24 protein-coding genes are annotated in these 25,923 nt (G+C 35.4%); 8 read left to right on the top strand and 16 right to left on the bottom strand.

The features are described from left to right. Nucleotides 1-21 precede the first annotated feature (21 nt). The 6 genes from truA to DN389_RS05100 form a co-directional block, all read right to left on the bottom strand. Nucleotides 22-759, bottom strand: a complete 738-nt coding sequence (gene truA, locus DN389_RS05075) for a tRNA pseudouridine(38-40) synthase TruA (protein ID WP_075313210.1) — start codon at nt 757-759, stop codon at nt 22-24. Between the two features lie 56 nt (nt 760-815). Further along, nucleotides 816-2,195, bottom strand: coding sequence for a 23S rRNA (uracil(1939)-C(5))-methyltransferase RlmD (rlmD, locus tag DN389_RS05080; RefSeq protein ID WP_000615214.1), 1,380 nt, complete (start codon nt 2,193-2,195; stop codon nt 816-818). A 10-nt stretch (nt 2,196-2,205) separates the two neighbouring features. Beyond that, a complete protein-coding gene (locus tag DN389_RS05085; RefSeq protein ID WP_000269433.1) occupies nt 2,206-3,069 on the bottom strand; it encodes a DNA-3-methyladenine glycosylase family protein in 864 nt (287 codons plus the stop codon). 59 nt (nt 3,070-3,128) lie between these two features. Beyond that, on the bottom strand, nt 3,129-3,911 hold the full coding sequence (pdaA, locus tag DN389_RS05090; protein ID WP_098190890.1) for a delta-lactam-biosynthetic de-N-acetylase: 783 nt from the start codon (nt 3,909-3,911) through the stop codon (nt 3,129-3,131). Nucleotides 3,912-4,037: 126 nt separating this feature from the next. Continuing rightward, complete coding sequence (gene fumA / locus DN389_RS05095) at nt 4,038-5,558, bottom strand: class I fumarate hydratase (RefSeq protein WP_080377522.1); 1,521 nt, start codon at nt 5,556-5,558, stop codon at nt 4,038-4,040. Between the two features lie 206 nt (nt 5,559-5,764). Then, a complete protein-coding gene (locus DN389_RS05100) occupies nt 5,765-5,947 on the bottom strand; it encodes an SE1561 family protein (RefSeq protein WP_000513547.1) in 183 nt (60 codons plus the stop codon). Between the two features lie 213 nt (nt 5,948-6,160). Here DN389_RS05100 and yfkAB point away from each other — a divergent pair, with 213 nt between their 5' ends. Beyond that, a complete protein-coding gene (gene yfkAB, locus DN389_RS05105; protein WP_000156029.1) occupies nt 6,161-7,288 on the top strand; it encodes a radical SAM/CxCxxxxC motif protein YfkAB in 1,128 nt (375 codons plus the stop codon). Nucleotides 7,289-7,406: 118 nt separating this feature from the next. On the opposite strand, the gene DN389_RS05110 is transcribed toward yfkAB, so the two are convergent. Both DN389_RS05110 and cax read right to left on the bottom strand, forming a co-directional pair. Beyond that, on the bottom strand, nt 7,407-8,204 hold the full coding sequence (locus DN389_RS05110) for a YfkD famly protein (protein ID WP_033662157.1): 798 nt from the start codon (nt 8,202-8,204) through the stop codon (nt 7,407-7,409). 81 nt (nt 8,205-8,285) lie between these two features. Beyond that, a complete protein-coding gene (gene cax, locus DN389_RS05115; protein WP_149236875.1) occupies nt 8,286-9,341 on the bottom strand; it encodes a calcium/proton exchanger in 1,056 nt (351 codons plus the stop codon). A gap of 179 nt (nt 9,342-9,520) precedes the next feature. On the opposite strand from cax, the gene DN389_RS05120 reads away from it, so the two are divergent. The 3 genes from DN389_RS05120 (at nt 9,521) to DN389_RS05130 (ending at nt 10,811) form a co-directional block, all read left to right on the top strand. Next, nucleotides 9,521-9,937, top strand: coding sequence for a pyridoxamine 5'-phosphate oxidase family protein (locus tag DN389_RS05120; protein ID WP_000550224.1), 417 nt, complete (start codon nt 9,521-9,523; stop codon nt 9,935-9,937). Between the two features lie 154 nt (nt 9,938-10,091). Next, entirely contained in the window at nt 10,092-10,238 is a 147-nt protein-coding gene (locus DN389_RS05125; protein ID WP_000817786.1) for a BH0509 family protein, read from the top strand. 144 nt (nt 10,239-10,382) lie between these two features. Next, the gene (locus DN389_RS05130; RefSeq protein WP_098190887.1) at nt 10,383-10,811 is read left to right on the top strand and encodes an EamA family transporter; all 429 of its coding nucleotides are present in this window, start codon (nt 10,383-10,385) and stop codon (nt 10,809-10,811) included. Between the two features lie 8 nt (nt 10,812-10,819). On the opposite strand, the gene DN389_RS05135 is transcribed toward DN389_RS05130, so the two are convergent. After that, nucleotides 10,820-11,416, bottom strand: coding sequence for a DedA family protein (locus DN389_RS05135; protein ID WP_149236876.1), 597 nt, complete (start codon nt 11,414-11,416; stop codon nt 10,820-10,822). A 474-nt stretch (nt 11,417-11,890) separates the two neighbouring features. On the opposite strand from DN389_RS05135, the gene DN389_RS05140 reads away from it, so the two are divergent. Then, nucleotides 11,891-14,653, top strand: a complete 2,763-nt coding sequence (locus DN389_RS05140; protein ID WP_098190886.1) for a tetratricopeptide repeat protein — start codon at nt 11,891-11,893, stop codon at nt 14,651-14,653. Between the two features lie 42 nt (nt 14,654-14,695). Here the strand turns inward: DN389_RS05140 and lepB are convergent, their stop codons facing one another. The 3 genes from lepB to DN389_RS05155 all read right to left on the bottom strand — a co-directional run bounded on the left by lepB (nt 14,696) and on the right by DN389_RS05155 (nt 17,204). Next, nucleotides 14,696-15,232: a signal peptidase I gene (gene lepB / locus DN389_RS05145; RefSeq protein ID WP_098190885.1), complete on the bottom strand. Its 537-nt coding sequence runs from the start codon at nt 15,230-15,232 to the stop codon at nt 14,696-14,698. Between the two features lie 218 nt (nt 15,233-15,450). Continuing rightward, complete coding sequence (locus tag DN389_RS05150; RefSeq protein ID WP_046958161.1) at nt 15,451-16,131, bottom strand: lysoplasmalogenase; 681 nt, start codon at nt 16,129-16,131, stop codon at nt 15,451-15,453. 122 nt (nt 16,132-16,253) lie between these two features. Then, complete coding sequence (locus tag DN389_RS05155) at nt 16,254-17,204, bottom strand: DMT family transporter (protein WP_098190884.1); 951 nt, start codon at nt 17,202-17,204, stop codon at nt 16,254-16,256. Between the two features lie 269 nt (nt 17,205-17,473). On the opposite strand from DN389_RS05155, the gene DN389_RS05160 reads away from it, so the two are divergent. After that, a complete protein-coding gene (locus tag DN389_RS05160; protein WP_149236877.1) occupies nt 17,474-19,399 on the top strand; it encodes a heavy metal translocating P-type ATPase in 1,926 nt (641 codons plus the stop codon). Between the two features lie 184 nt (nt 19,400-19,583). Here DN389_RS05160 and DN389_RS05165 read toward each other — a convergent pair whose 3' ends face one another. Genes DN389_RS05165 through DN389_RS05175 form a run of 3 tightly spaced genes read right to left on the bottom strand, consistent with a single transcriptional unit; the run spans nt 19,584 to nt 21,493 of the window. After that, complete coding sequence (locus DN389_RS05165; RefSeq protein ID WP_001226528.1) at nt 19,584-20,453, bottom strand: YihY/virulence factor BrkB family protein; 870 nt, start codon at nt 20,451-20,453, stop codon at nt 19,584-19,586. A gap of 6 nt (nt 20,454-20,459) precedes the next feature. Continuing rightward, entirely contained in the window at nt 20,460-20,975 is a 516-nt protein-coding gene (locus DN389_RS05170; RefSeq protein WP_149236878.1) for a DUF4075 domain-containing protein, read from the bottom strand. Nucleotides 20,976-21,028: 53 nt separating this feature from the next. After that, a complete protein-coding gene (locus DN389_RS05175) occupies nt 21,029-21,493 on the bottom strand; it encodes a low molecular weight protein-tyrosine-phosphatase (protein ID WP_000250906.1) in 465 nt (154 codons plus the stop codon). 174 nt (nt 21,494-21,667) lie between these two features. On the opposite strand from DN389_RS05175, the gene DN389_RS05180 reads away from it, so the two are divergent. After that, on the top strand, nt 21,668-21,892 hold the full coding sequence (locus DN389_RS05180) for a DUF1128 domain-containing protein (RefSeq protein WP_000366197.1): 225 nt from the start codon (nt 21,668-21,670) through the stop codon (nt 21,890-21,892). Nucleotides 21,893-22,080: 188 nt separating this feature from the next. Continuing rightward, complete coding sequence (locus tag DN389_RS05185) at nt 22,081-24,747, top strand: cation-translocating P-type ATPase (RefSeq protein WP_060486922.1); 2,667 nt, start codon at nt 22,081-22,083, stop codon at nt 24,745-24,747. Nucleotides 24,748-24,829: 82 nt separating this feature from the next. On the opposite strand, the gene DN389_RS05190 is transcribed toward DN389_RS05185, so the two are convergent. Next, a complete protein-coding gene (locus DN389_RS05190) occupies nt 24,830-25,912 on the bottom strand; it encodes a toxic anion resistance protein (protein WP_001064401.1) in 1,083 nt (360 codons plus the stop codon). Between the last annotated feature and the right edge of the window lie 11 nt (nt 25,913-25,923).

Below are 25,923 nucleotides of genomic sequence, written 5' to 3' on the forward strand. Positions count from 1 at the left end.
GCTCGATTTTGTTATTGTTTATTAAAATTCAACATTCTCCAAATACAAACCACTCGCCTCAGCAAGACAATTAATTTGATTACGTTGTTTTTCCTCTAAAATATTTGGGATTGCGTCCGCATCTAATTGTCCTAATCCAACTTCAATTAATGCTCCAACAATTTTTCGTACCATGTTATGAAGGAATCCGTTACCACTTACTCTAATTTGTACAAATCCTGCTTCTTCCATCACTTCAAGTGTATATACTTCTCGAACCATAGACTTTTTCTTTGATTTCGCATTTGAAAAAGCAGTAAAGTCATGTGAACCAACTAAATGTTTCGCAGCTTCTTTCATGCTTTTCACATTTAATTTTTTATTCACATGCATGCTGTATTTACGCATAAATGGATTTGTATGCTCTTCATTCCAAATTTTATAAAGATATGTTTTTGCTTTAGAATTATAACGAGCATGGAAGCGATCTTGTACTTCTTCTACATTCGTAATGCTAATATCGTTGGGTAAATATTGATTTAAATATTTTTTCACTTTATGTTCCACTAACTTCTCATCACTTTGAAAGTTAGCAACTTGATTCAAAGCATGTACACCCGCATCTGTTCTACTACAACCGATAATTTCAATTTCTTTTCCGATCATTTCAGATATGACACTCTCGATTTTTCCTTGAATTGTATTATCGTTATTACCGAGACGTTGCCATCCTTTAAAACGTGCACCATCGTACTGAATCGTTAATTTATAATTATTCATTTTACTCTCCTTCATAGAAAATATTCCCTCATATCGTGAGGGAATATGAATAAACTTTACTTTCTAACAAGCTTCACTACATTTTCTACATGGGCTGTATGTGGGAACATATCAACTGGTTGTACATATTCCACTTCATAACTCTTCATTAATGCTTGTACATCACGTGCTAATGAAGAAGGATTACAAGATACGTAAACAACTTGTTTTGGTTTCACTTTTAAAATTGTTTCCAGTAATTTATCATCGCAACCTGTACGAGGTGGATCGACAACAATTACATCTGGACGCCATCCTTCTTTTACCCATTTCGGTAACCATTGTTCAGCTTTACCTGCTTCATATTTCGTATTTGTAAATCCGTGACGCTTCGCATTTTTTCTTGCATCTTCAATCGCTTCTGGAATTACATCCATACCACGTACTTCCGCTGCATCATTTGCAAGCCAAAGACCGATTGTACCAACACCACAATAAGCATCTACAATTTTCTCATCGCCTGTTAAAGCAGCTGCTTTTTTCGCTTCATCGTATAAAACAACTGTTTGTTCTGGATTTAACTGGAAGAATGCACGTGCTGATAATTCAAATGATAAATCACCTAGTGTTTCTTGAATTACTTCTTTTCCAGCTAATTTAAATGTTTTATCACCGAAAATAACAGATGTTTTACGCCAGTTTACGTTTTGCATAATTGATTTAACAGCTGGCATCTGTTTTTGTACTTCTGCGATAAATTGATCTTTATTTGGTAATTCTTCTTTTGTTGTAATAAGTGTAACTTGTACTTCCCCTGTTTGAACTGCAGTACGTGTCACAATTGTGCGTACTAAACCTTTTTGTTTTTTCTCATTGTAAATAGAAACATTTAATTTTTCTAATATACGTCTTACAACTTTTGTCGCTTCATTCGTTGCTTTATGTTGAATCATACAGTGAGCAATATCAATTAACTGATGTGAATTTTGCTTATACAGCCCTGTAATAACCTTTTCGTCTTTACGTCCCACTTGTAATTGACTCTTATTACGATAATGCCATGGGTTTTCCATACCAAGCGTTGGACGAATTTTTTCTTCCAAACTGTTGTTCATATACTTCTCGAATGCTTGTACGACGATATCACGCTTTTGATTTAATTGTTCTTTATAATCTAAATGTTGCAGCTGACAACCGCCGCACTCTTCATATACCGGACATGGTGCTTTCACACGATGTGGTGAAGCTTTACGAACTTTTTTCACTTTCGCTTCAGCGAAGCCACGCTGAATTTTCGTTGTTTCAGCAACAACTTCTTCTCCTGGTAATGCCCCTGGAATGAAAACAACTTGTCTCTTAAAATAACCAACGCCTTCTCCGTTAATCCCAAGACGTTTAATTGTCACAGGAAACGTTTGACCAACTTCCAACTTACTCTCATGTTGCTTTTGTATCATTATTACACCTCTACTCTATACTTTTCCATAAATATAACGCTGCATAACTGCAGTATGGTTCACACTCTTGTTTCACTTTTTCTAAAAATGCATCATCAGGTTTATCATCTAATTGAAATACACCTTGCACTGCACGCTGAATCCCAATGTCCGCTTTCGGAAACATATTTTTCCGTCCAAGCCCGAACATTAAAAAATTTTGCACTGTCCATGTACCAATCCCCCTAATTGGTAACAATTGTGCGGAAACCTCTTCATCCGCCCTGGTTTCTATACTCGCTAAATTTAATGTACCGCTGACAATACTTCGACCTAACCCTACTATATATTCAGCCTTTCGCTGACTAAACTTCTGCTCCCTCAATTCTTCTATTGAAATATTTGCTACTATTTCTGGAGTGGGGAAAAAGAATACACCGTTCTTCTCTGTTCCATATCGTTTCACAAACTGTTCTGTTAACACAGTAGCAAATTTCAAATTTATTTGTTGATGAATGATACAGCGAAGAAGACAAGCAAAATAATCAAACTCTAAAATAATTGGAGTATAAGCATATGTTTCAAATAGTGGACGTAATGATGTGTTTAAAAAATGATTTTGTATATCTTGAAACGGTTCATTCCAATGAAAAATGGCCCTCATTCGTTTCATGACTTTCTCTTGATCTCCTGCCTGACTAGAGATCCAAAACTGTGGATTTTGAACAGTACCAATCCCTTGCAAGCGAACAACAATCTGTTCCTCGTCTATACAAAGCGGGACATAAATGACTTTCTCATCTAATTGAATGACGTTAAGAGGATCAAAAGATAAACGTTTTAATACCTCTTCAAAATGATACGGATACTCTAACGTAACATGTTCGCTCCACATACGTTTCCCCATCCTTTTTACACATCATTATAGCATGAGAAAACCGCAAGCATACATGCTTACGGTTGATTGCTTTTTACTAAGTCATCTAGACTTTTAAAATGATACCCTTTCTCGCGCAAATCATCAATGATTTTCGCAAGTGCTTCTGCATTATCTTTTGATATTGCATGAAGTAATAAAACAGATCCTGGATGAATCATCGTCATTACATTATTATGTGCATATTGCCATCCTCTTTGCTCGTTCACTTTCCAATCCAAAAATGCAAGTGACCAAAATACATTATAATAGCCCATTTCTTTCGTAAGAGCCAACGTTCTTTCACTAAATACGCCGCGCGGCGGACGTACATATTTTACTTCTTTTTGCCCAGTTACTTTTTTAATCTCTTCCGTTACACTCGTTAATTCTTCACGAAGTTTCGCATCATTTACCGTTGTAAAATCAGGATGACTCCACGAATGATTTCCAATAATATGTCCTTCATTCTTCATTCTTAATAACAAATCTTTTTGTGTTTTAATATAATGACCCGTTACAAAGAAAGTTGCCGGTACTTTTTTCTCTTTTAATACATCTAAGATTTTCCCTGTGTATCCATTCTCGTACCCATTATCGAATGTTAAATAAATATCTTTTTTCTTTGCATCCCCTAAATAAAACCCACCATTTTTTTGTAGTAAATCTGTGTATAACTTTCCTGCATCTGGTACTGTTTCATTTTTAGGACGCGGGATTCCCCAGTTATGTGGAGTATTTGTATAAGCTAATGCTGAAACTGGAACAAGTGCCATCATAATTGAAAAAATGAGACCGATATATAACCATTTATATTTCATAAATAGTCTCCTTTCCATATATAATCGTACTTGTAGTTTCTGTTGCCGTGCATTCTTTCATGCTGAACATGTTTTTCTATATATACCAAAAAAATGCATCTCGAATCATTCGAGATGCATTTTTGTTTACTTAAATACTGGCTCTTTAAAGCTAGCTAATTTTTCAAGTGATGTTTTATCAACATCTGCATGTAAGCTATTACCATGAGAATCCATCGTTACAACTGCTTTAAATCCTTCGATACGTAAATGCCACATTGCCTCTGGAATACCAAATTGTAAGAAATCAACATCTTTTACTTCTTTAATACATTCGGCATAATATTGCGCTGCACCGCCAATTGCATTTAAATATACACCACCGTGCTCTTCTAAAGCCGCTAATGTTTTTGCACCCATACCACCTTTTCCAATGACAGCGCGAATACCGAATTTCTTCATAATATCGCCTTGGTACGGTTCTTCACGAATACTTGTCGTTGGACCTGCCGCTTTAATTTGCCAGTTTTCATTTTCATCTTTCACGACAACTGGACCACAGTGATAAATAACTTGTCCTTTTAAATCTACTGGACAATCGTTATCCATTAAATGCTTATGGATTGCGTCACGACCTGTATACATCATGCCATTAATTGTTACAACATCACCAACGCGAAGTTCACGAATTTGCTCTTCTGTAATTGGTGCTTGTAATACAATCTCACGTTGCTCTGTTTTTTCTTGCGCTTCTTGCTGAAGTGTATCCTCACCTTCTTGATATAGCCAATCCATAATTTCACCTGTTTCAGGATGGATTGTTACGCCAAGGCGGCGATATGCCCAGCAATTATACGCAACAGATACGTAGAAACTAGCTGGCAGACGATTATACACGCCAATTTTACAACCAAGTAAAGTTGTTTCTCCGCCAAATCCCATCGTACCAATGCCAAGCTTATTCGCATTTTCTAATACGTACTCTTCAAGTTTTTGTAACTCTGGTACTGGATTGACATCATCTAATGTACGGAATAATTGATTTTTTGCTAATTCGTAACCTGATGTGCGGTCTCCCCCGATACCAACACCAATTACACCTGCACTACAGCCTTGACCTTGCGCTTGATATACAGCATGAAGAAGGCATTTACGAATCCCTTCTAAATCACGGCCAGCGCGTCCAAGTCCTTCTAATTCACACGGTAAGCTATACTGAATATTTTTATTCTCACAGCCACCACCCTTTAGGATTAAGCGTGCATCAATATAATCTTTTTCCCATTGTTCAAACTTAATAACCGGTGTACCTGGTCCTAAATTATTTCCACTATTGTCTCCAAAAAGAGAATCAACAGAATTGGGACGAAGTTTACCATCTTTTGTCGCCCGCTCAAGCGCATTATAGATCGCTTTCTTCAAATGTAATTGATTCACACCAACTGGTGTATAAATTTTAAACGTTGGCATCCCTGTATCTTGGCAAATTGGCGAGATGTTATCATCAGCCATTTTAATATTATTCGTAATTGTGCCAAGTGCCATCGCAGAACGAGTCCCTGCATTTTCTCGTTCTTTCGCTTGTTGAATCGCACGACGAACATCTTTCGGTAAGTTCGTTGACGTTTCAACAATTAGTTGATACATGCTTTCTTGAAGCTTTTCCATTGTTACTTCCCCCTCAATTGTGAACGCTACCAAAACGTTATGAGCTGAAAATTCCATCGTTATGCTCTTCAGCTTTTTATTTGTTTCACGCTATTAAAGCATAAATGAAATTTTTCACAACTTGATTATACCTTTTTTTCTACCGTCCTTCTATTATCCATACAGAAAAAGGCTGCCAATTTTGCATTGGCAGCCTTTTTAATATATTATTCGTCTTTTTTAAATTGCTCACATTTTAATTCTAATTCATCTAACATCGCAAGAAGACGATCTACATCTTCTAACTCTACTTCTTCAGGTTCAATTGTATCAATTACTTCAATGAACATATTTAAACGTTCTTTTAAATATACTAGTTGTGAATCTTTATCTTCAATTGCTTTTCCCATGAAGGCACTCTCCTTTTAATTCGAGATGCTTTTATTATACCGCAAAAATGATTGCTATGGGCATGAAATTTCATCAATTTTGTCACAGCCATTCATTCAAATGTAAGCCCTCTCTCTTTTTTTACAAAAAAGTTTCACTTTATAAAAAGTACATATTCTTCTATTATAGAGAATGGACAAATTGTTATTTCAATAGTCAAAGGAGTATTTCATATGACGATATCACAAAAAATGAAGCCGATTACTCCTTCTTACGATCCATGGGAAGCGTATATGGACCTTGAAGAGTACGGCAAACTACTATTAACAAACGTTGAGTTTACAACGACAACGTTATGCAATATGCGTTGCGAGCATTGTGCTGTTGGTTACACATTACAGCCGAAAGATCCAAATCCGCTTCCTATGGAACTTTTATTAAAACGATTAGATGAGATTCCTCATTTACGTTCTTTAAGTATTACTGGCGGAGAACCAATGCTTTCAAAGAAATCCGTCGACAACTATGTAACACCACTCTTAAAATACGCTCATGAACGAGGCGTTCGCACTCAAATCAACTCAAACTTAACTATAGATTTAGCACGTTACGAACAAATTATTCCTTATTTAGACGTATTGCATATATCTCATAACTGGGGAACAATTGATGACTTCGTTGAAGGTGGATTTGCAATGATGGAACGTAAACCTACTTATGAACAACGTGCAAAATTATTTGAACGAATGATTACAAATAGTAAAGCTCTATCAGATGCAGGTGTACTCGTATCAGCCGAAACGATGTTAAACAAAAGGACTCTACCGCATATTGAACATATTCATCGTCAAATTGTCGAAGAGATGGGCTGTAAACGTCATGAAGTTCATCCAATGTATCCAAGTGACTTCGCGAGTAATCTAGAGATCTTAACAAAAGCTGAAATTCGAGATGCAATTGAGCATTTACTAGAAATTCGCGATGAAAATGTATGGATGTTATTTGGAACTTTACCTTTCTACGCTTGTAGCGATGACGAGCGAGACATCGCCACATTTAAGAAATTACAAGAAAGCAAAAATGTAACAGTTCGTAACGATCCAGATGGTCGTTCTCGTTTAAACGTCAACATTTTCGATGGAAATATTATTGTAACTGATTTCGGTGACGTTCCTCTTCTAGGTAACGTACAAACAAACACACTACAAGAAGCGTATGACAAATGGAGTGCTTCAAAAACAGCACAATCATTAAGCTGTCACTGTCCTGCAGTAAAATGCCTTGGACCAAATGTTCTTGTAAAAAATAGCTACTATCCGACAGAAGACTTCTTATCAAAAACAGCAAACATAACATTTTAAAGTTCAACTTTAATCAGTGGGGGTTTTGTTCATTCCCCATTGATTATTAGTTGAACCAATTGCCCACAAATAGCGGGATAAATAAAAACGTCAGCTTATAAGCTGACGTTTTTTCATATTATTGCGAGTGAGAAGAAGAAATGAATTTAAAATACAAATGATCGTGAATTGGAATAGCAGCTCCGATTCCTTGTGAGGTAATATTTTTTACTACAAGCCTCTTTTGATTTCCTTTTAACACAAGGTACACTTCTCCAAATGTTACTTTTCCTTTTTCATTTACTGCTGGTGTATAAGCGTATAAATATCCAAGTTGACTCGGACTAATATTATACACACGCTCATGTCCAGTACCATAACCAATGGTCGTTTTAAATGAAAGTGGCAATTGTACTTTTTCAAGTGCTTTGAGAAGCATCATTTTTTTCACATCCGCAGTATTTTTCATATCTGCTGTTAAATCACCTTCAACCGTCTTTTGCGTTTCTTGCTTATAGCGTAGCGGATATAAGCGATCTCCTCCGCGATTATCGTACACATTGCGATTTACTTGTTTATATTCCCAATTAATCGACGTATCAACCGATTCATAATTTAAAGCCCATTGACCTAGATAAATCTTCGCTCGGTACCCTACCGCAAGCGGCGCATTCGAAATTGTCGTTTCATTAAACATCCGAATTAAGTCCGGATTTTCAATTTTAATATTTGCTGTTTTCAATAGTTCTTGAGCAAACTTACTCGGTTGTAAGCGCGGCAAATCTTGCGCATCATTTGGAAACGTATTGTCTTTAGAAATATTTAAAACAGATGAAGGCATTTTTGTTTCTACCGTTGTCTTTGCAAAACTCATGTTAGGAAATAATAGAATAAACGAGACCATAGTTGAAAGACATATGCTGTATACTCGTTTCACCTGTCTGGCTCCTTCCTATGTAAAGGTATATATACTACTTTGTTTATTGTTTTCTCTCAATACAATTGTTATGCCTATTTTTCATAATAAATAAAAACCAATTCCCATAATGACATACGCCGCTAATAAAGTACCGCCTTCAAACCAATTTGTATCTCCATCATTTGAAATCGCAATCGTTAAGAAAACAGCTGTAATCATAGAAACAAGTTCTGGTATTGTAAATACTAAAGGCATCCTTTGTGCAAAGAACATAGAAAGCAGTACTAATGCAGGAGCAACAAACATGGCAATTTGCAACGTAGAACCGACTGCAATTTCAACTGCAATATTTACTTTATTTTTATACGCCATAATAATTGCAGATGCATGTTCCGCTGCATTCCCAACAATTGCAACGATAATAACCCCTATAAATAACTCTGACCAACCAAATGACTTTGCAACGGTCTCAAATGTATGCACAAGCGCCTCTGACACATAAGCTACCGCAATTGTCGCTATTGCTAAAATGAGTAGCGCTTTACCTTTCGACCACTCTGGTTCTTCCTCATGAGCTACTTCATCCGTTTTATGCTGATATACACCACGATGCGTAACGAGCTTAAATAGCAGTGCAGCAAGGTACATAATAATCATAATGATAGAAACACCGATACTTAATTGATACGTCTTTCCAGCATCCATCTTCATTGAAAAAATCTCTGGAATAACAAAAGCTACTACTACCGCAAAGATTAATAAAGCTGAATTATGCCTTGCATCATATACATTAAAACTTTGTCTTTTGTATTTAAGCCCTCCTATAAAGAAGGATAGCCCTCCTACTAATAATAAATTCCCAAGTACAGAACCCGTTAAAGAGGCTAATACAACCTCAATTAATCCCGCCTGAAGTGCAAAAATCGAAATAATTAGTTCAACAGCATTACCAAAAGTAGCATTTAATAATCCGCCTATTCTAGGTCCAGAGACAATTGCCAAACTTTCTGTCGCTCTCCCCATAAAACCCGCTAAGGCGATAATAGTAATGCAATACACAGCGAACATAATTGTTTGAGGCCAATAAAGCATTTTTCCAAGTACAGAAAGTGGTACCCCGATCAGCGCTACTATAAGAAATATTTTATTAAACATGCTTTTCATCCTTCCATCGTATGTATTTCTCCTCGATATTATTATTATTCTTCTCCTAACTTGTCCGATTTCATCACAATTACGTTTAAAAAATCAGATTGAAGAAAACAGTATAAAAGATATTTAAATTATCTTGTTTAAACGGAGAAAACAATAAATTATGAACAGGGGTTAAAAGCATGCATTTAAAAGAAAAAATTGAAACTATTATTTGCGGTCAACGAACTGGTGTATTATCTACTGTACGTGAAAATAAACCTCATAGTACCTTTATGATGTTTTTCCACGAAGATTTTGTGTTATATGTTGCAACAGATCGGAAATCAAAAAAGATAACAGATATCGAAAACAATCCAAATGTACATGTACTACTTGGACGTGAAGGAAAAAAATTAGATGAAGATTATATTGAAGTTGAAGGCTTAGCCTCCATCGAGGAAGACTCCACATTAAAAAACAAGTTTTGGAATAATAGCTTAAAACGCTGGTTACTTGGTCCTGAAGACCCTAATTACGTATTAATAAAAATCAATCCCGACACAATTTATTACATCGATGGTGCTGGTACGACGGAGCCCGAGTTTTTACGACTATAAAATAAAACAAGCCCCCTTTAGGTGGGCTTGTTTTATCGAAAAGTTCTTCTGAAAAAAACAATAAAATAGGTGGAACTTTCTAAAGATTCTGTTATATAATAGCAGTAACTTAAATAAACTGTATTAAAACAGATTGAGAGGAGAAATCAAATTGATGAAAAGAGAAGAACGCAAAAACATGATTGAGTTTATTGAAAAGAAAAAAGGGATTGAGCGTGATGAATTATTGTTTATGACAGACGATGAAGTAGAACATATTTATAATGTAACGTACTTTTTGTATGAAGAAATTGCAGAGTAGTATAATAATCCCCACCTTATTAGAAATATAAGGTGGGGATTATTTCGTTATTTGCGGAGCGGTAAAATCCCACTGATTAAAGTTTCGCTTTATACGTGAGAATGGTTTTCATGTATAATAATGTAAGATTGGAGGAATTTTACTATGAGTTCATGGCTCTTATTCGCACTATTATCAGCAATCGCTGCTGCCCTTGTATCTATTTTCGGAAAGATTGGTTTAGATGGAATCGATGCCAATGTTGCAACAACGGTTCGTTCTATTATTATGGCATTATTTATGGTGGGCGTTATTATTATCCAAGGTAAATTTCAAAATATCGGCGACGTACTGCTAAATAAAAAAGCACTGCTCTTTATCACATTAAGTGGGGTTGCAGGTGCTTCGTCATGGCTATTTTATTTTCTTGCCCTCAAAACAGGGAAAGTTTCACAAGTGGCTCCTGTCGATAAATTAAGCGTCGTATTTTCTATCATCCTCGCGATGATTATACTCGGTGAAAAGTTAAACTTTATGACTAGCGTTGGTGTAGTCTTTATTACAGCTGGTGTATTATTTATTGCTTTCAGCTAAAAAAACCGCTAATAGCGGTTTTTCTTTTTCTTTATATAAAACCATACAATACATGTAACAACTACTGAAATGAATAAAATCCATACTCCGTAATGATGTAGGCTATACTCAACGAAACGCCACTTCTCTCCTAACTTCCAGCCAATTCCAATAAAAACACTTATCCAAATAAGCGCACCACCGTAAGCGTACAAACAAAAACGCCAAAGTGTTAAATTCGACATCCCAGCAAAATATGCTGTTAAATGACGTACTCCCGGGATAAAGTAACCAATCATTAAAAGAAATGGTCCATATTTTTCAAATAAAATATGTGTTTTTTCAATGTGATGTTCTTTAATTCTAATCTTCGGCCCATATTTTTTTAAAACAGGGAGCCCAAGTTTTAAACCTAATATGTAGCTTAATGTAATACCTAACATCGCACCAGCCATCCCGCTTAAAAAAGCAGCAGTTCCTGACATAACTCCTTTAGAAACATTATAACCAACGAAGGTCAATAAAAACTCGTCTGGTATCGGTAATCCAACAATTCCACCGGCCAACGCTATAATAATTCCAAAATACCCATAATGCGCGATTAACTCGCCAATATGTTGTTCCATTCGGAAAACACATCCTATGCACGATCGTTATTCCACATTGTGCCCTTTCTATCTTTCAGACAAACATGGTATACATATTCACTATACATTGTTTTTATAATGAACTCTACTTCTATCCATTCCTTTAGCAGGAAGAAAGTGAACCATTAATCAGTGGTGATTTGTTCATCCTCACTAATTTTTAGCACACACCAATTGTGCGCCCGACTCCCTCCTACTTCCCTTGTATTCACCGCTTTTTAAAGTGCTAGTCTTATTATCTGTAAATAGTGGGATTAAAAAATAAAAATTCATATGCTTGTTTTTTTGTTACAATAAAGGAAAGTTACTTTTCGCAACGGTTTAACTCTCAGGAAAAATGATATATCTAGCAAAAACATAGTTTGGTCGATATAATGCAACTTCTACCTATTAAAAGAACATACACCCTTTACATACAACATCATTTTTCTAAATTATACAGGGGGAACGAACATGACCATTGAAAATCAATTTATCCAAAAGGTTTACTATAAAACATTTTTAACAGAAGAAACTTCTACTCCAGTATCAGAAGTACTCGGTGAAGCATATATAAATGAATCTACAAATGAATTCTCCAACATTTCTAATATCCGCTTTGCTCAAGGTGAATTTTATTACCAAAATAAAGACTTTGAAGCAGCGATATTTAAATGGGAGAAAGTAAATAACGAACTTGCACTTTGGGCAACCAAAAATATTGCAGATTCTTATTTTGAACTAGGATTCTTGCCAAAAGCAGAAGAGATTTATCAATCTATTCAAACGGAAGATACAACTCTTACAATGGAAGTTTCCTTACAACTTCTTTCTCTGTACATCGAACAAGATCGTTTAGGTCTAGCATTTAAGACGATTAGTGAGGCCGTTGCATTTCAACCTGACTATCCTAATATTACTGCAATTGCTCGCTCATTCTATGAAAAACAAGAAGATTGGAATAATGCTATCGAACTTGCCGTTCAAGAAGGAATTCGAACAAAATCGTTACACTGGTTCGATACTTTAATCAATTATGTGAATCAAGGATTCACGAAACAAATCAAACCAGAATATTTCTATGAATCTTTAAAAGCATTATATGCAATTGATCAAGTCCAATTTAAAGAACTTGTTATTGCGCTTTGGAACAGCTATCAAAATGAAAACTTGCATCTACCTTGGATTCAAACAATAAATCATTTATTCTTACATATTGAAACAGACAACAATGACGATTGGCATGAAATTGTTGAACGCTATCAAGATACGTACTTTGAGTTAATTACTGGTGAGCATTTCATGCATGAAATGCAGGGACTTGTACCAGATTTATTAACCAATTGGTTTAGTTTAACGAAAGCAAAAGATGCCCTATTTGTCTCTGCTGCAGTGTTAGCATGGAATGAAGTTTCACCTACAACTTTAGAGTCATTACTCGTAAAAAGTGCTGGAGCCCTACTTTCTAATTCAACAGCTGAAACAGATGTAAATATGGAAGCAGTTTCTCATTTATTCGAAACAATTGCTGTATGGGCTGAAAAAAACGATGTGGATTTAAGTCATCAATTTACGTTACTCGTTCACGAACTGTGTGATTTAAATGTTACACAATTACTAATAGCGGGAACTAGTGACCATGATAAATCATCATTCATCAATTCAATACTAGGAGAGAACATCTTAACTGAGACTGTAACAACTCCTATTCTATTTAAAGATGATAGCCAAACTGAAATAACAGAATTCACTGCGTTAGATGTACACAATATACCTAGCTTTGATGAATTTCATCAAAGAATGGCTACACCTTCCGAATCAGAACTTGAGAAAAAATGTATAGAAATTAAGTTACCAAGTAGATTTTTAAGAAAAAATAAATTTGCATTTCTTGTTACGCCACCTGTTCAAGGGCAAGTGGATAAAAACAGCTCATATTTTGAATACTTACAAGCAGCAGATAGCCTTATTTACGTATTAAATTCTGCTTCACCATTACATGGTGAAGAACTTGATACATTACTTTATTTACGTGAACAAGTGCCAAATTTACAAATTCATTTCGTATTACACACAAATAATACGACCAATAATGAAAAACTAATGAGTAAGATTAAAGTCCATTTCCCAAATGCACAGTTCTTCCCATACTCTCCTTCACAAGAGAGTAGCCAGCAACTTGGAGACGTGACAGAGTCTATTCTTTCTAATCTAGCAGAACGTAACATGGAACAAGAACGTATAGAAAAACTAATATGGTTTACTCAAAAGACAATCGCATACCTTGTAAATGAACGTGTGGAGTTAGAAAATACATTAGTGAAATCCGTACGCTGGAATAAACATATCTCAGTTAAATTAAATGGATTTATTAACAACCTTACTGCTCTTGAAAAAGATAAAATTCGTTCTATTACAGAATCTTATCTTTTAACGAAAGAAGAAATCACACGAGATATCCATTCTCAAATTCCTGAATTATTACAGAGTTGTTCTGACCTTGTTCAAGAAGATAGCGACTTCAAATTAGTTCATGAAGAATTAAATGCTGCGATGAACGAACGAGTTCAAAAACATGTACAACAAGTGCTTCTTCCTAAATTTACTGGTTCTATTCAGGAGTGGATTGAAACAGCTCATAATGAATTTATTCAAGCTCAATCTTATTTAGATGAAATGAGTGAAACGTTTAATAAATTATATAAAGAAGAACGCATGAAACTTCCTTGTGATTTCAAATTACTAGATGATTGGCATCGAGATGTTGTACGCATGACAAATAGAATTACAGTAACGAACATCAATATTTTATTACGCTTTACACCGACACAATTTTTCTTAAAAAGTGCGGGAAAACTATTTGGTAACATGCAAAAAAATCAGTCTATGCTCGCAAACAAATATAAACAATACATTGAAACGGAAGACTATACGGAAATTGCTCAAACAATCTCAAAACAATTCTTCCTTCAATTTGAAGTATTTGAAGGCGCATTAGAACGAGATATCATGATGTTCTTTAAAGATCCACTTAGCATATTGAAACAAAATGTAGAAGCAGCTCAACTTGAAATACAGGAAGACGAGCAAACATTAGCAACATTAAGAAGCAACCCAGAAACTTATCACGATCCGTTAGCATTCTTTAAACTGCAACTATTGCAGCACAAATTCGTTTTAAATACAAACAAAAACAATGAAGACGTCTATGAATTTAATGAGTCTCCTACGATTTAACATAAAAAACCAAGCAAATTTCAGTTTGCTTGGTTTTTTACTTTAATTCATTATTTTCATATGTTCAATTGGATAATAAATTGCCGCTAATTCTCCTAATACATCTTCTCTATCAATAAGTCCTAAACCATTTCTACTATCTCTGCTTATTAGGCGATTATCTCCCATAACAAAAATCTTATTTTTAGGAACTGTAATCGGTCCAAAGTCCTCTGTTAAATTCATAAGTTTTTTTTCAGCTTGTTCTTTATTACTATACAAATACGCTTCCTGTGTCACTTCATGATTCACATATAATTGATCATTTCTCACCTCGATTACATCGCCAGGCAAACCAATAACCCTTTTCACATAAAAATTATCCGTCTTCACAACAATAATATCTTCTCTCCCATAACTTTCAAACTGCTTTGCTAACTTATTAACAATCAGCTTATCCCCATCTTGTAACGTCGGATTCATGGACGCTCCTTTTACAGTCGTAGGAAAAAACACAAAAATTTTCGCTAAAAACACTAACAAACATGCAATTGCAATTGTTCCAAAGAATTCACGCAAACGTTTTTTCTTTTGCATCATTCCACCATCTCATCATCTTTTTACTTTTATTATAAGGAATTCAACTGTAAAATTTCCACAAAATTCTGAATTATATAATTGCAATATTACAAACTTAAAAATAACATCCTCATAAATTTATTATTTTTATATACCATAATCTATATTTATCTCACTATTTACGAGCAGTAAAAAAGATCCCCTCAAAATAGTCTATCCACTATTTTGAGAGTATCTTTTTATATTCCCACATATACAATACACATTTGAGCCGCTACATATGTAAACCAAATCCAAAGTGGTTCATACTTTAATTTGCGCCCTCCAATATCTGTCACGCCTATAATAAAATCAGAAATCACAAATAGTAAACCACCAAAAGCCGGTATCCACCATATTCCTGTATTCTCATAGTATAGGGCGAATGCAAAGCAAGCCATTCCTCCAACCCACAATCCGTAAATTAGAGCTCCTATCGTAAACAATTTATCTTGTTTATCATTTCGTATAAAAAAGAACCATCCTATAATTAGAAAGAGTCCGTATACGAGTAAACCAATCCAAAAACCATTCCATGAGATGCCTGTTTGCAAAAATGCTTTTACATAAAAACAATGGGCAAGCGCGAAAGTAATCATCCCTCCAATTAATCGATGACCAATTGGAATCAAACCTGCCATAAATAAATCTCCTACAGTTGATAACGTCATACCTAGTGCAACCCACGTACTATACGCTACTGATGGATCTTGTAACCATATCCAAATTGCACTCCCTGTTAAAGAAAAACTAAGAATAAGACGCACCGCTAAAGGTAACGGCATATTATTTCTTGTTTTTTTTGTCTGTCCTATTGCGTACATTGCACCAATTAAAAAAAGAATTATTTGTCCAATTAACACCATGTAAAGTAGATTCATAACATGTTCTCCTCAATAAATGCTTTTTGTATCTTTTTTCGTTACACCTAGTCTATTATCCTTTTTCTATATAAAAAAAGAAGAACAGTACTGTTCTTCCATTTTAATCGTTTTCCTGTTATCTATGCTACTTGTTTTTCGTTCGCCCTTTTCTGCTTAGCTGTCGTCCGATTCACCACGATAATTCCCGCGGCTACACATGCCAAACCGAATAATACAAATGAATGAATTGCTTCTCCTAAAATCATGCTCGATAACAACACACCAAATACGGGTATAAAGAACATGTACATTGATACTTTTCCAACCTTGTTGTACTTCATAATTGTATTCCAAATGCAAAAGCCTGCTGCTGATAAGAAAGATAAATAGATAAGCATACATATTGCATGTACACTAAATGTAAATGGCATTACTCCAACTTGCAGAGCTCCTATACATAATAGCCCGATAGAACCAAAAATCATTTGGTATGCCGTCATATAGCCAACATCTAATGTTTTACTACCTTCTTTCGCCAATATGTTTCCATATGAATACAACATTGCTGCACTAAGAAGTAATAAGCTACCGATTCCGAAATGGAATGACAAACTACCATCACTCGGTACATTTACTAAAATGACACCACAAAAGCCGATAGAGACCCCAATTATTTTTCTCATATTGAGCGCATCATCTTTATATAAAAAGTGCGCAAGTAAAATTTGAAAGAATGATGATGTTCCTGAAATGATAGCTCCTTCAATGCCAGAACTATAACTCATTCCAATATAAAAACATATATATTGAAGAAATGTTTGAAATAAACCAATTTGTACTAACTGCTTCCCCGTTCCTTTTTTGAAGCTCATATCTTTTCCTAACACTTTAAAGAAGAATAAGAGCATGACTCCAGATAAAAAGAAACGATAACCAGCAAATAATATTTGCTCTCCAACTTCTTGTGGCTGAATTCCAAGCTCAGCATAACTTAATTTAATAAAAGGGAATGCGCTCCCCCACAAAAAAGTCGCTACTATTGCAGCAATTAGTACGCCAATCGGATGGGTAAAAAATTTCTCTGTCTTCACTTGTTGTCTTCCTTTCCGATCTTTTTATGAACAATATTCATATATACCAAAGGAAGTGTGAAAACACAAGTTTTCAGTTTATACGCAAACAAAACATATCATCTAACGAAAACATATGATATACTATAGAATAATTACAACATAATAACTATTAAAATCAGATTCAACAGAAATGCTGCTATCCATTATGGATGGCAGCTTTCGTCGTTTTATAGGGCTTTCGATTTTGATTCTTTTTCTCAATAAGAATTTGGAAGGAGCGAGTAGTAATGAACTCAGAGGTAAAAACATTACAAGTACAAAAGTCTATTTCTCATCCCTCTTTATGGGATACATTAAAGAAACATCATGAACTTATATTTGCAATCGCATCTGGTATTTTCATTTTAGCTGGTTGGTTATTCACAAAGAACAATGCAATGAATGTAGGTATTACTTGCTATATCCTTGCTTATATAGTTGGTGGATATGCAAAAGCGAAAGAAGGTATTGAAGATACCATTGAAGAGAAAGAGCTAAATGTCGAAATGCTCATGCTCTTTGCTGCTATCGGTGCTGCAATCATTGGCTACTGGGCAGAAGGTGCAATTTTAATCTTTATCTTCGCACTAAGCGGTGCGATGGAATCTTATACATTAAGTAAAAGTCAAAAAGAAATTTCAGCGCTTCTTGATTTACAACCTGAAGAAGCATTACGTATTTCAAATGGAACGGAAGAACGTGTTCCTGTTGGACGATTACAAATTAACGACATTATTTTAATTAAGCCAGGTGAGCGCGTTCCTGCTGACGGTACGATTCATAACGGTGAAACAAATATCGATGAAGCAGCAATTACTGGAGAACCTATTCCAAATGAAAAAAAACATGGCGATGAAGTATTTGCCGGTACTGTAAATTTACGCGGTGCTATCGAAGTTAAAATTACGAAGCCGAGCGATCAAACATTATTCCAAAAGATTATCCGTCTCGTCCAAAGTGCACAAAGTGAAAAATCACCATCACAACTATTCATCGAAAAATTTGAAGGAACATATGTAAAAGGGGTACTACTCGTTGTTGCGCTTATGATGTTCGTCCCTCATTTCTTACTTGACTGGAGCTGGAATGAAACATTTTATCGCGCTATGATCTTACTTGTAGTCGCATCTCCTTGTGCACTCGTTGCTGCTATTACACCAGCAACGTTATCTGCAATTTCTAACGGAGCAAGAAATGGAATTCTCTTTAAAGGTGGCATACATTTAGAACGCCTAGCTTCAGTAAAAGCGATCGCCTTTGATAAAACCGGAACATTAACAGAAGGTAAACCTACCGTAACAGATGTATATGTTCGAGAAAATATAACAGAAAAAGAAGTACTTTCTATTACAGCAGCAATTGAAAGTCACTCTACACATCCTTTAGCTGAATCTATCGTTAAATATGCACAACATGCGTATGACATTACATTAAAAAAACCAGAAAATGTTGAAGATGTAACTGGTTTTGGGCTAAAAGGAATATTCGAAAACAAAGCTTATAAAATAGGTAAAGCTGATTTTATTGGTGAAGAAACAAAGACATTTCATAATGGTATTTCTGTCTCACTTGAAAAAGAAGGTAAAACTGTCGTTTATATTAGTGATGAGAGAGGCATTCTTGGACTTATCGCTTTAAAAGATACGCTTCGCCAAGAAACAATAGCTGCTATTCGCGAATTACAAAGCATCGGTGTCGAAGCAATTATGATTACTGGAGATAATGAAGAAACAGCAAAAGCGATTGCCTCCGAAAGTAATATAAAGGAATATTACGCATCATGCTTACCAGAAACAAAAGTTGAAACAATTAAAAAGCTAAAAGAAAAATACGGGACGGTAGCAATGGTCGGCGATGGTATAAATGATGCTCCTGCACTCGCTACTGCTAGCATTGGTGTGGCAATGGGTGAAGGAACAGACGTTGCTTTAGAAACTGCAGACGTTGTACTTATGAAGAACGAATTATCTCGACTTTCCCAAGCAATCCGTTTATCAAAACGAATGAACCGTATTGTAAAGCAAAATGTAATCTTTTCACTAGTTGTAATTGCAATGCTGATTTGTTCAAATTTCATGCAATTTTTAGCTCTTCCATTCGGTGTTATTGGGCATGAAGGAAGTACGATTCTTGTCATTTTGAATGGCTTACGATTATTACAAGGAAACAAATAAAACGGGTCCCTCATAAAGGACCCGCTTTTTTTAATGGTAGCTATTATGCCCGTTCGCACTACCACTCGTTTTATGCTTTGGATGCGAACTACTCTTTTGTTTATTGTTATTTTTATTGTTGTGATTCTTTTTATTATTACTCATGAAATATCCCCCCTGTTCCTTATTATTATGGAACAAGAAGTCACTTTTCATTACGGGAATTATTGTCACCCGTTCTATAATGATGGAGTAAACCATTAATTTCACCGCCAAGTAAAATTACCCACCCGGTTAAGTAGAACCATAACATTAAAATAATAATACCACCAAGACCACCATATGTATTGGCGTAATTTGCAAACTTATCTACATAATAAGCAAATGAGTACGATACCACAATCCATCCTACAGTAGCAAATATTGCTCCTGAAATGACTTCTCTTCTTTTTAACTTTCGATCTGGTGCAAACGTATATAAAAAACTAAACAATGCAAATAACACGAAGAAACTCGCTACTAACCGCGTAATACTCCACACGTAAGAAAAACTATCCGATAAACCAATTGCTTTAAACACCGCTGCTCCAATGACTTGTCCAAACACTGGAACAATTAGCGCAAACACAATCATAAAAATAATTGCTAATGTAAATACGATTGATAACGCTCTTGTTTTAATAAAAGAACGCGTTTCTGTTACATCGTACGCACGGTTGAATGCATTCATAACCGCATTCACTCCATTTGAAGCAAACCATAGCATTGATAATAAACCAAATGATAATAAACCACCATTTTGCTCATTTACAACTTTATCAACGTTTACTTCAATTAAAGACATTGCATCTTCGGGTACGTACGGTTCTAATAAATTGAGCACACTTTCTGTTTGAAGGTCAATGAATCCAAGAAGCGTAATTAAGAAAACAAGCCCAGGAAAAATCGCAAGCAAGAAGAAATAAGCGAGCTGTGCTGCCAAGCCCGCTACATCATCGCGCATCGTCCGGTCATACAAATCTTTACCAAACGAATAAGTACGATTTCTTCTCACCTTTTCTAAAATTTTTCTCATATATGTTTAAACGCTTTTCTTCTCTTCTTTATCTTGCTTCAACTCAATGTACGCTTCAGTTTTTTTTTTCTCTACATTTGAGTCTTTTATAAACAATTCACGTGCTTCTTTCATACCACCATCTTCAGCAACTACTGGCTCTTCCTCTGCTTTCAGCTCATCTACTTTTGGAGATACAGCTTGAATTTCAATCGTTTCTGGCTTCTCTGCTGGCTCAACCTTTTTCTTACTAAAAATTTCTTTCGTTTCTTTTAACGTTTCTACAACAGATGGCGTCAATTTTTTAATTTCCGCTACTTTCGCTTTCACTACATTTAAATCAGCAAGTTCGCGCCCTTTATCTGTAACAGTTTGCACTTTTTCTTTGATTTTTGCGTTTTCACCAATTTCAATCATCTTTGTTTTTGCTTTTTCTGCTGTATTTTTTACTTTTTCACGGTTTTCTTTCTTTAACATAGATACAGCTACACCTGCAGCTACACCAATCGCAATGTTTCGAGCAATATTATTTTTCTTTGCCATATTCCTTCACCCTTTCATTTCTTATGTTAGAAAGTATTTCTTTCTAAGCTTCCTCATATTCCTTGTTCATTTCGAATGAAAGCTAATAGCTTTACACACCCTTCTGTTACAAGGTCATATACTTCTTGGAAATTCCCTGTATAGTAAGGGTCGGGAACGTCTGTCCAGCCACCGTCTGGAACAAAATCGGACAGCCTACCAATATAGCCTCCAGTTTTACCTAAACTTTTTAAATCTGCTATATTCTTGTTGTCCATGGCAATAATATAATCAAACTTTGTTAAGTCTTCTTTTTCTACTTGCCTTGCTTTAATTCCTTCAAAAGTGACTGCATTTTCTTGTAAAATTTTTTGTGTTCCTTTATGTGGCGGATGGCCAATATGCCAATCTCCAGTTCCTGCAGAATCAATGACAATTTTCTCTTCGAGTCCCTCTTTTACGACAAGATCTCGGAAAATCGCTTCTGCCATCGGAGAACGACAAATGTTCCCAAGACAAACAAACAATACTTGAACCATATTTTTGTTTCTTCCCTTCTTGGTGCATTTCTTAATATATACTTATAGTATAAACAACCAATTATTAATTATAAAGGAAATCCCTACTAATTTAATAGGATTGAAAAGATTCATTAACGAAAATGATAAAAAATGTTAAGATAGCTTTATGTTATTTTAAAGGGGGACACTTCGGTGGATTTATCCGTAAAGTCAGAAGAAAATGTTGAATATATGGTTGAAGCTATTAAAGAAAAATTACGTATGGTTAATGCTGGAGCGATGAGAGCTGCTAGCTTTAATGAAGAAATGTACGAAGACTTACGTGACATTTATGAGCACGTTATGAAACGTGAAACATTCAGCATTAGTGAAATGCAAGCTATTACAGAAGAATTAGGTACATTAATTAAAAAGTAAAAAGCCTCACTATGGGGCTCTTTTTTATTTCCAACAAATTCATGACAACTCTTCTCTTTCCCTCAACCAACTGTAAAATATTGTACAATAGAAGTAGAACCTCATCTTAGATTTTTTCTCCATACATACTACTCACAAATAATAGCAACACTACCATTGCTAACTGTTTTTACTGGAGGTGCTTACTTATGAGCAATTGGTACAGTAAGACGAAAGATCAAACATTAATCGACTTAGAAACAAACGAACAACACGGTTTAACAGATGAAATTGTAAATGAACGTTTAAAGCAATACGGTTCTAATGAATTAGCTACAAAACAAAAACGCACGTTATGGCAGCGTATTTTCGCCCAAATTAATGACGTCCTCGTATATGTCCTTATTATTGCTGCCCTTATTTCTGCCTTTGTAGGTGAATGGGCTGATGCAAGTATTATCGCGCTCGTTGTAGTTTTAAACGCTGTTATTGGCGTCGTCCAAGAATCGAAAGCAGAACAAGCTTTAGAGGCATTGAAAAAGATGGCGACACCTAAAGCTATCGTCAAGCGAGATGGTGAACTAAAAGAAATTCCATCTGAACAAGTCGTTCCAGGTGATATTGTCATGCTGGATGCAGGACGTTATATCCCATGTGACTTGCGACTTATCGAAACCGCAAATTTAAAAGTTGAAGAATCTGCTCTAACTGGTGAATCTGTCCCTGTTGATAAAGATGCAATTTACCACCCTTCTATGCAAAGTGACGAGCAAGTACCGTTAGGCGATCAAAAAAATATGGCCTTTATGTCGACACTAGTAACATATGGGCGCGGAGTCGGTGTCGCTGTTGAAACTGGAATGAACTCACAAATTGGTAAGATTGCTACCCTTTTACATGAAGCCGACGATGATATGACACCACTTCAAAAGAGCTTAGCACAAGTCGGAAAGTATTTAGGCTTTGTCGCTGTATCTATTTGCGTCATTATGTTTATCATCGGTTTTTTACAAGGACGAGATACGTTAGAAATGTTTATGACTGCTATTAGTTTAGCCGTTGCAGCTATTCCAGAAGGCTTGCCGGCTATCGTTTCCATCGTTCTTGCAATTGGTGTGCAGCGAATGATTAAACAAAATGTTATCATTCGTAAACTACCAGCTGTCGAAGCTCTCGGTTCTGTCACAATTATTTGTTCAGATAAAACAGGTACGTTAACGCAAAATAAAATGACCGTTACTCACTTTTATAGTGATAACACATACGACCACTTAGAAAACTTAAATGTAAATAATGATGTACAACGTCTATTGTTAGAAAATATGGTGCTATGCAACGATGCGTCTTACGGTTCCGATTCACAAACAGGGGACCCTACAGAAATCGCCCTTCTCGTTGCCGGAAGCACTTTTAACATGCAAAAGGATCATTTAGAACAGATACATGAACGTGTTAACGAGCTACCTTTCGATTCAGATCGTAAAATGATGTCAACCGTTCATACATACGATGAAAGCTACTATAGCATGACAAAAGGTGCTATTGATAAACTCTTACCTCGATGTACCCACATATTTAAAAACGGTAAAATCGAGATTCTAACAGATGCTGATAAAAATCAAATATTAGAAGCTGCCGGGGCAATGTCTCAAGAGGCTTTAAGAGTACTTTCATTCGCATTTAAACAATACAATTCAAACGATGTGGTTATAGATCACCTTGAAGAAAATCTCATCTTTATCGGTCTTGTCGGTATGATTGATCCACCGCGAACTGAAGTAAAAGATTCCATTACAGAATGTAAAAAAGCCGGTATTCGCACAGTTATGATTACTGGTGACCATAAAGATACCGCCTTTGCAATTGCCAAAGAACTTGGTATTGCTAAAGAAAAATCTGAAATTATGATTGGAACTGAATTAGATAATATTCCAGATACAGAACTAGCAAGCAAAATTAATCACTTAAATGTATTCGCTAGGGTCTCTCCGGAACATAAAGTAAAGATTGTAAAAGCATTACGTGCAAAAGGAAATATCGTTTCTATGACTGGTGATGGTGTTAATGATGCCCCATCCTTAAAACAAGCAGATGTTGGCGTAGCGATGGGCATTACAGGGACAGATGTTGCAAAAGGGGCAGCGGATGTAGTGTTAACTGATGATAATTTCTCATCTATCGTGAAAGCTGTTGAGGAAGGTAGAAATATTTATCGTAACATAAAAAAATCAATTCTCTTCTTACTCTCTTGTAACTTTGGAGAAATTATCGCTTTATTTTTAGCGATTTTACTCGGTTGGGCAACACCACTACGGCCTATTCACATTTTGTGGGTAAATTTAATTACCGATACACTACCTGCATTATCACTTGGGGTTGATCCTGAAGATCCAGATGTTATGAAAGAAAAACCACGACATGCGAAAGAAAGCTTGTTTAGTGGTAGCGTTCCTTTTCTTATTTTCAATGGGGCTGTCATTGGACTTTTAACGTTAGCAGCCTTTATCGCCGGGGCAAAATTCTATACCGGAGATACAAATTTATTTCCTCTTTTCCCAGAGAAAATTGATGAAGATGCTCTATTACACGCTCAAACAATGGCATTTGTCGTTCTTAGTTTTTCTCAGCTCGTTCATTCATTTAACTTGCGTTCAAGAACGAAATCCATTTTTTCAATTGGGATCTTTACAAATAAATATTTAGTCTTCTCCCTTCTTATCGGTGTTCTTATGCAAGTGTGTATTATCTCCATCCCACCTCTTGCAAATATATTCGGTGTACATGCATTAACGATGCGAGATTGGGGATTTGTTCTCTTATTAAGTATCATTCCACTTGTTGTGAATGAGATCATTAAATTAGTAAAGAGAAACTAAAAGGCAATGAGGATTATTCCTCATTGCCTTTTCATTTATTTCACTATTTGTGGGAGATGTCCCCGCTGATTAAAGTTTCACTTTATCCTTGTAATTCTTTTTTAATGTTCTCTGTTAACGTAGCCATACGCTTGCGGCTTTCTTCACGCTCACGTTTATTTTGCTCTTCAATTTGTTTTGTTTCTTGCATACCTCTTGAAATAATGTTCCAAGTTTCCTCAAGTGTTTCCATCTTAATACTAGAAGAACCTGATAATCTCGCTACTTCCACACTTTGCGTTGCGATATTTTGTGCATTTTTCTTAAGTAATTCATTTGTACGACGATCAAGTTCAGCCATAGAATCTGCAACAAGCTTTTGACGTTTCGCATTTACCGCTTGAATAATACCATTTTTAAAGATAGGAATCGTTGTAATAAATGCTGTATTGATTTTACCAATTAATTTATTATTACCACGTTGAACCATACGAATTTGTGGTGCTGTAAGTAGCGCAACCATACGTGCTTTTTCTAAATCATCAATGCGCTGCTCTAAAATTTCAACAGAGTTTTTCAGTGATTCTAATTCAATACCTGCTAATTGGTCATTGTTACGCACACGCTCTTCGTACATTGGAACCAACTCTGTATTTAAACGCTCTAATAACATTTCCCCTGCTACTACATACTTTTCTAAGTCTAAATAATATTTTAAATTTTGCTCATATAAACCATCTAACGTACCGATTGATTTTTTCATTTCATCTTGATACTTTGTAATTTCTACGTATACTTTATCCATTTCGCGACCCATTGTTTGGTACTTACTAAAGATCTGTTCAATCATTTTATCAGCTTTTTTGAACATACGTGAGAAGAAACCGCTTTTCTCTTCCGCAAAGTCTTTGCTATCGAATCTGTCCATAATTTTACCAAGTTGTTTTAATAATTCTCCAGAGTCTTCTATTTTTGATAAAGACATTGTATGTAAAATTTGATCAGCGAAACGTGAAATTTCCATAGATGGTTCTTTTCCAAGCTCGATTAATTCTAACTGATCTTTAATATCTACTGCATTATAAATACGTTGTACTTCTGCATCTTGTCTAAGTTGTAAACGAACATCTTGTGCCGTTTGCTCATTTAATTCTGTTTTCGAATCTAGTATGACTGGGTTATTCATATGGTATTCTC

The organism is Bacillus sp. AY3-1 (genome assembly GCF_008368785.1).
GTDB classification, from domain to species: Bacteria; Bacillota; Bacilli; order Bacillales; family Bacillaceae_G; genus Bacillus_A; species Bacillus_A wiedmannii.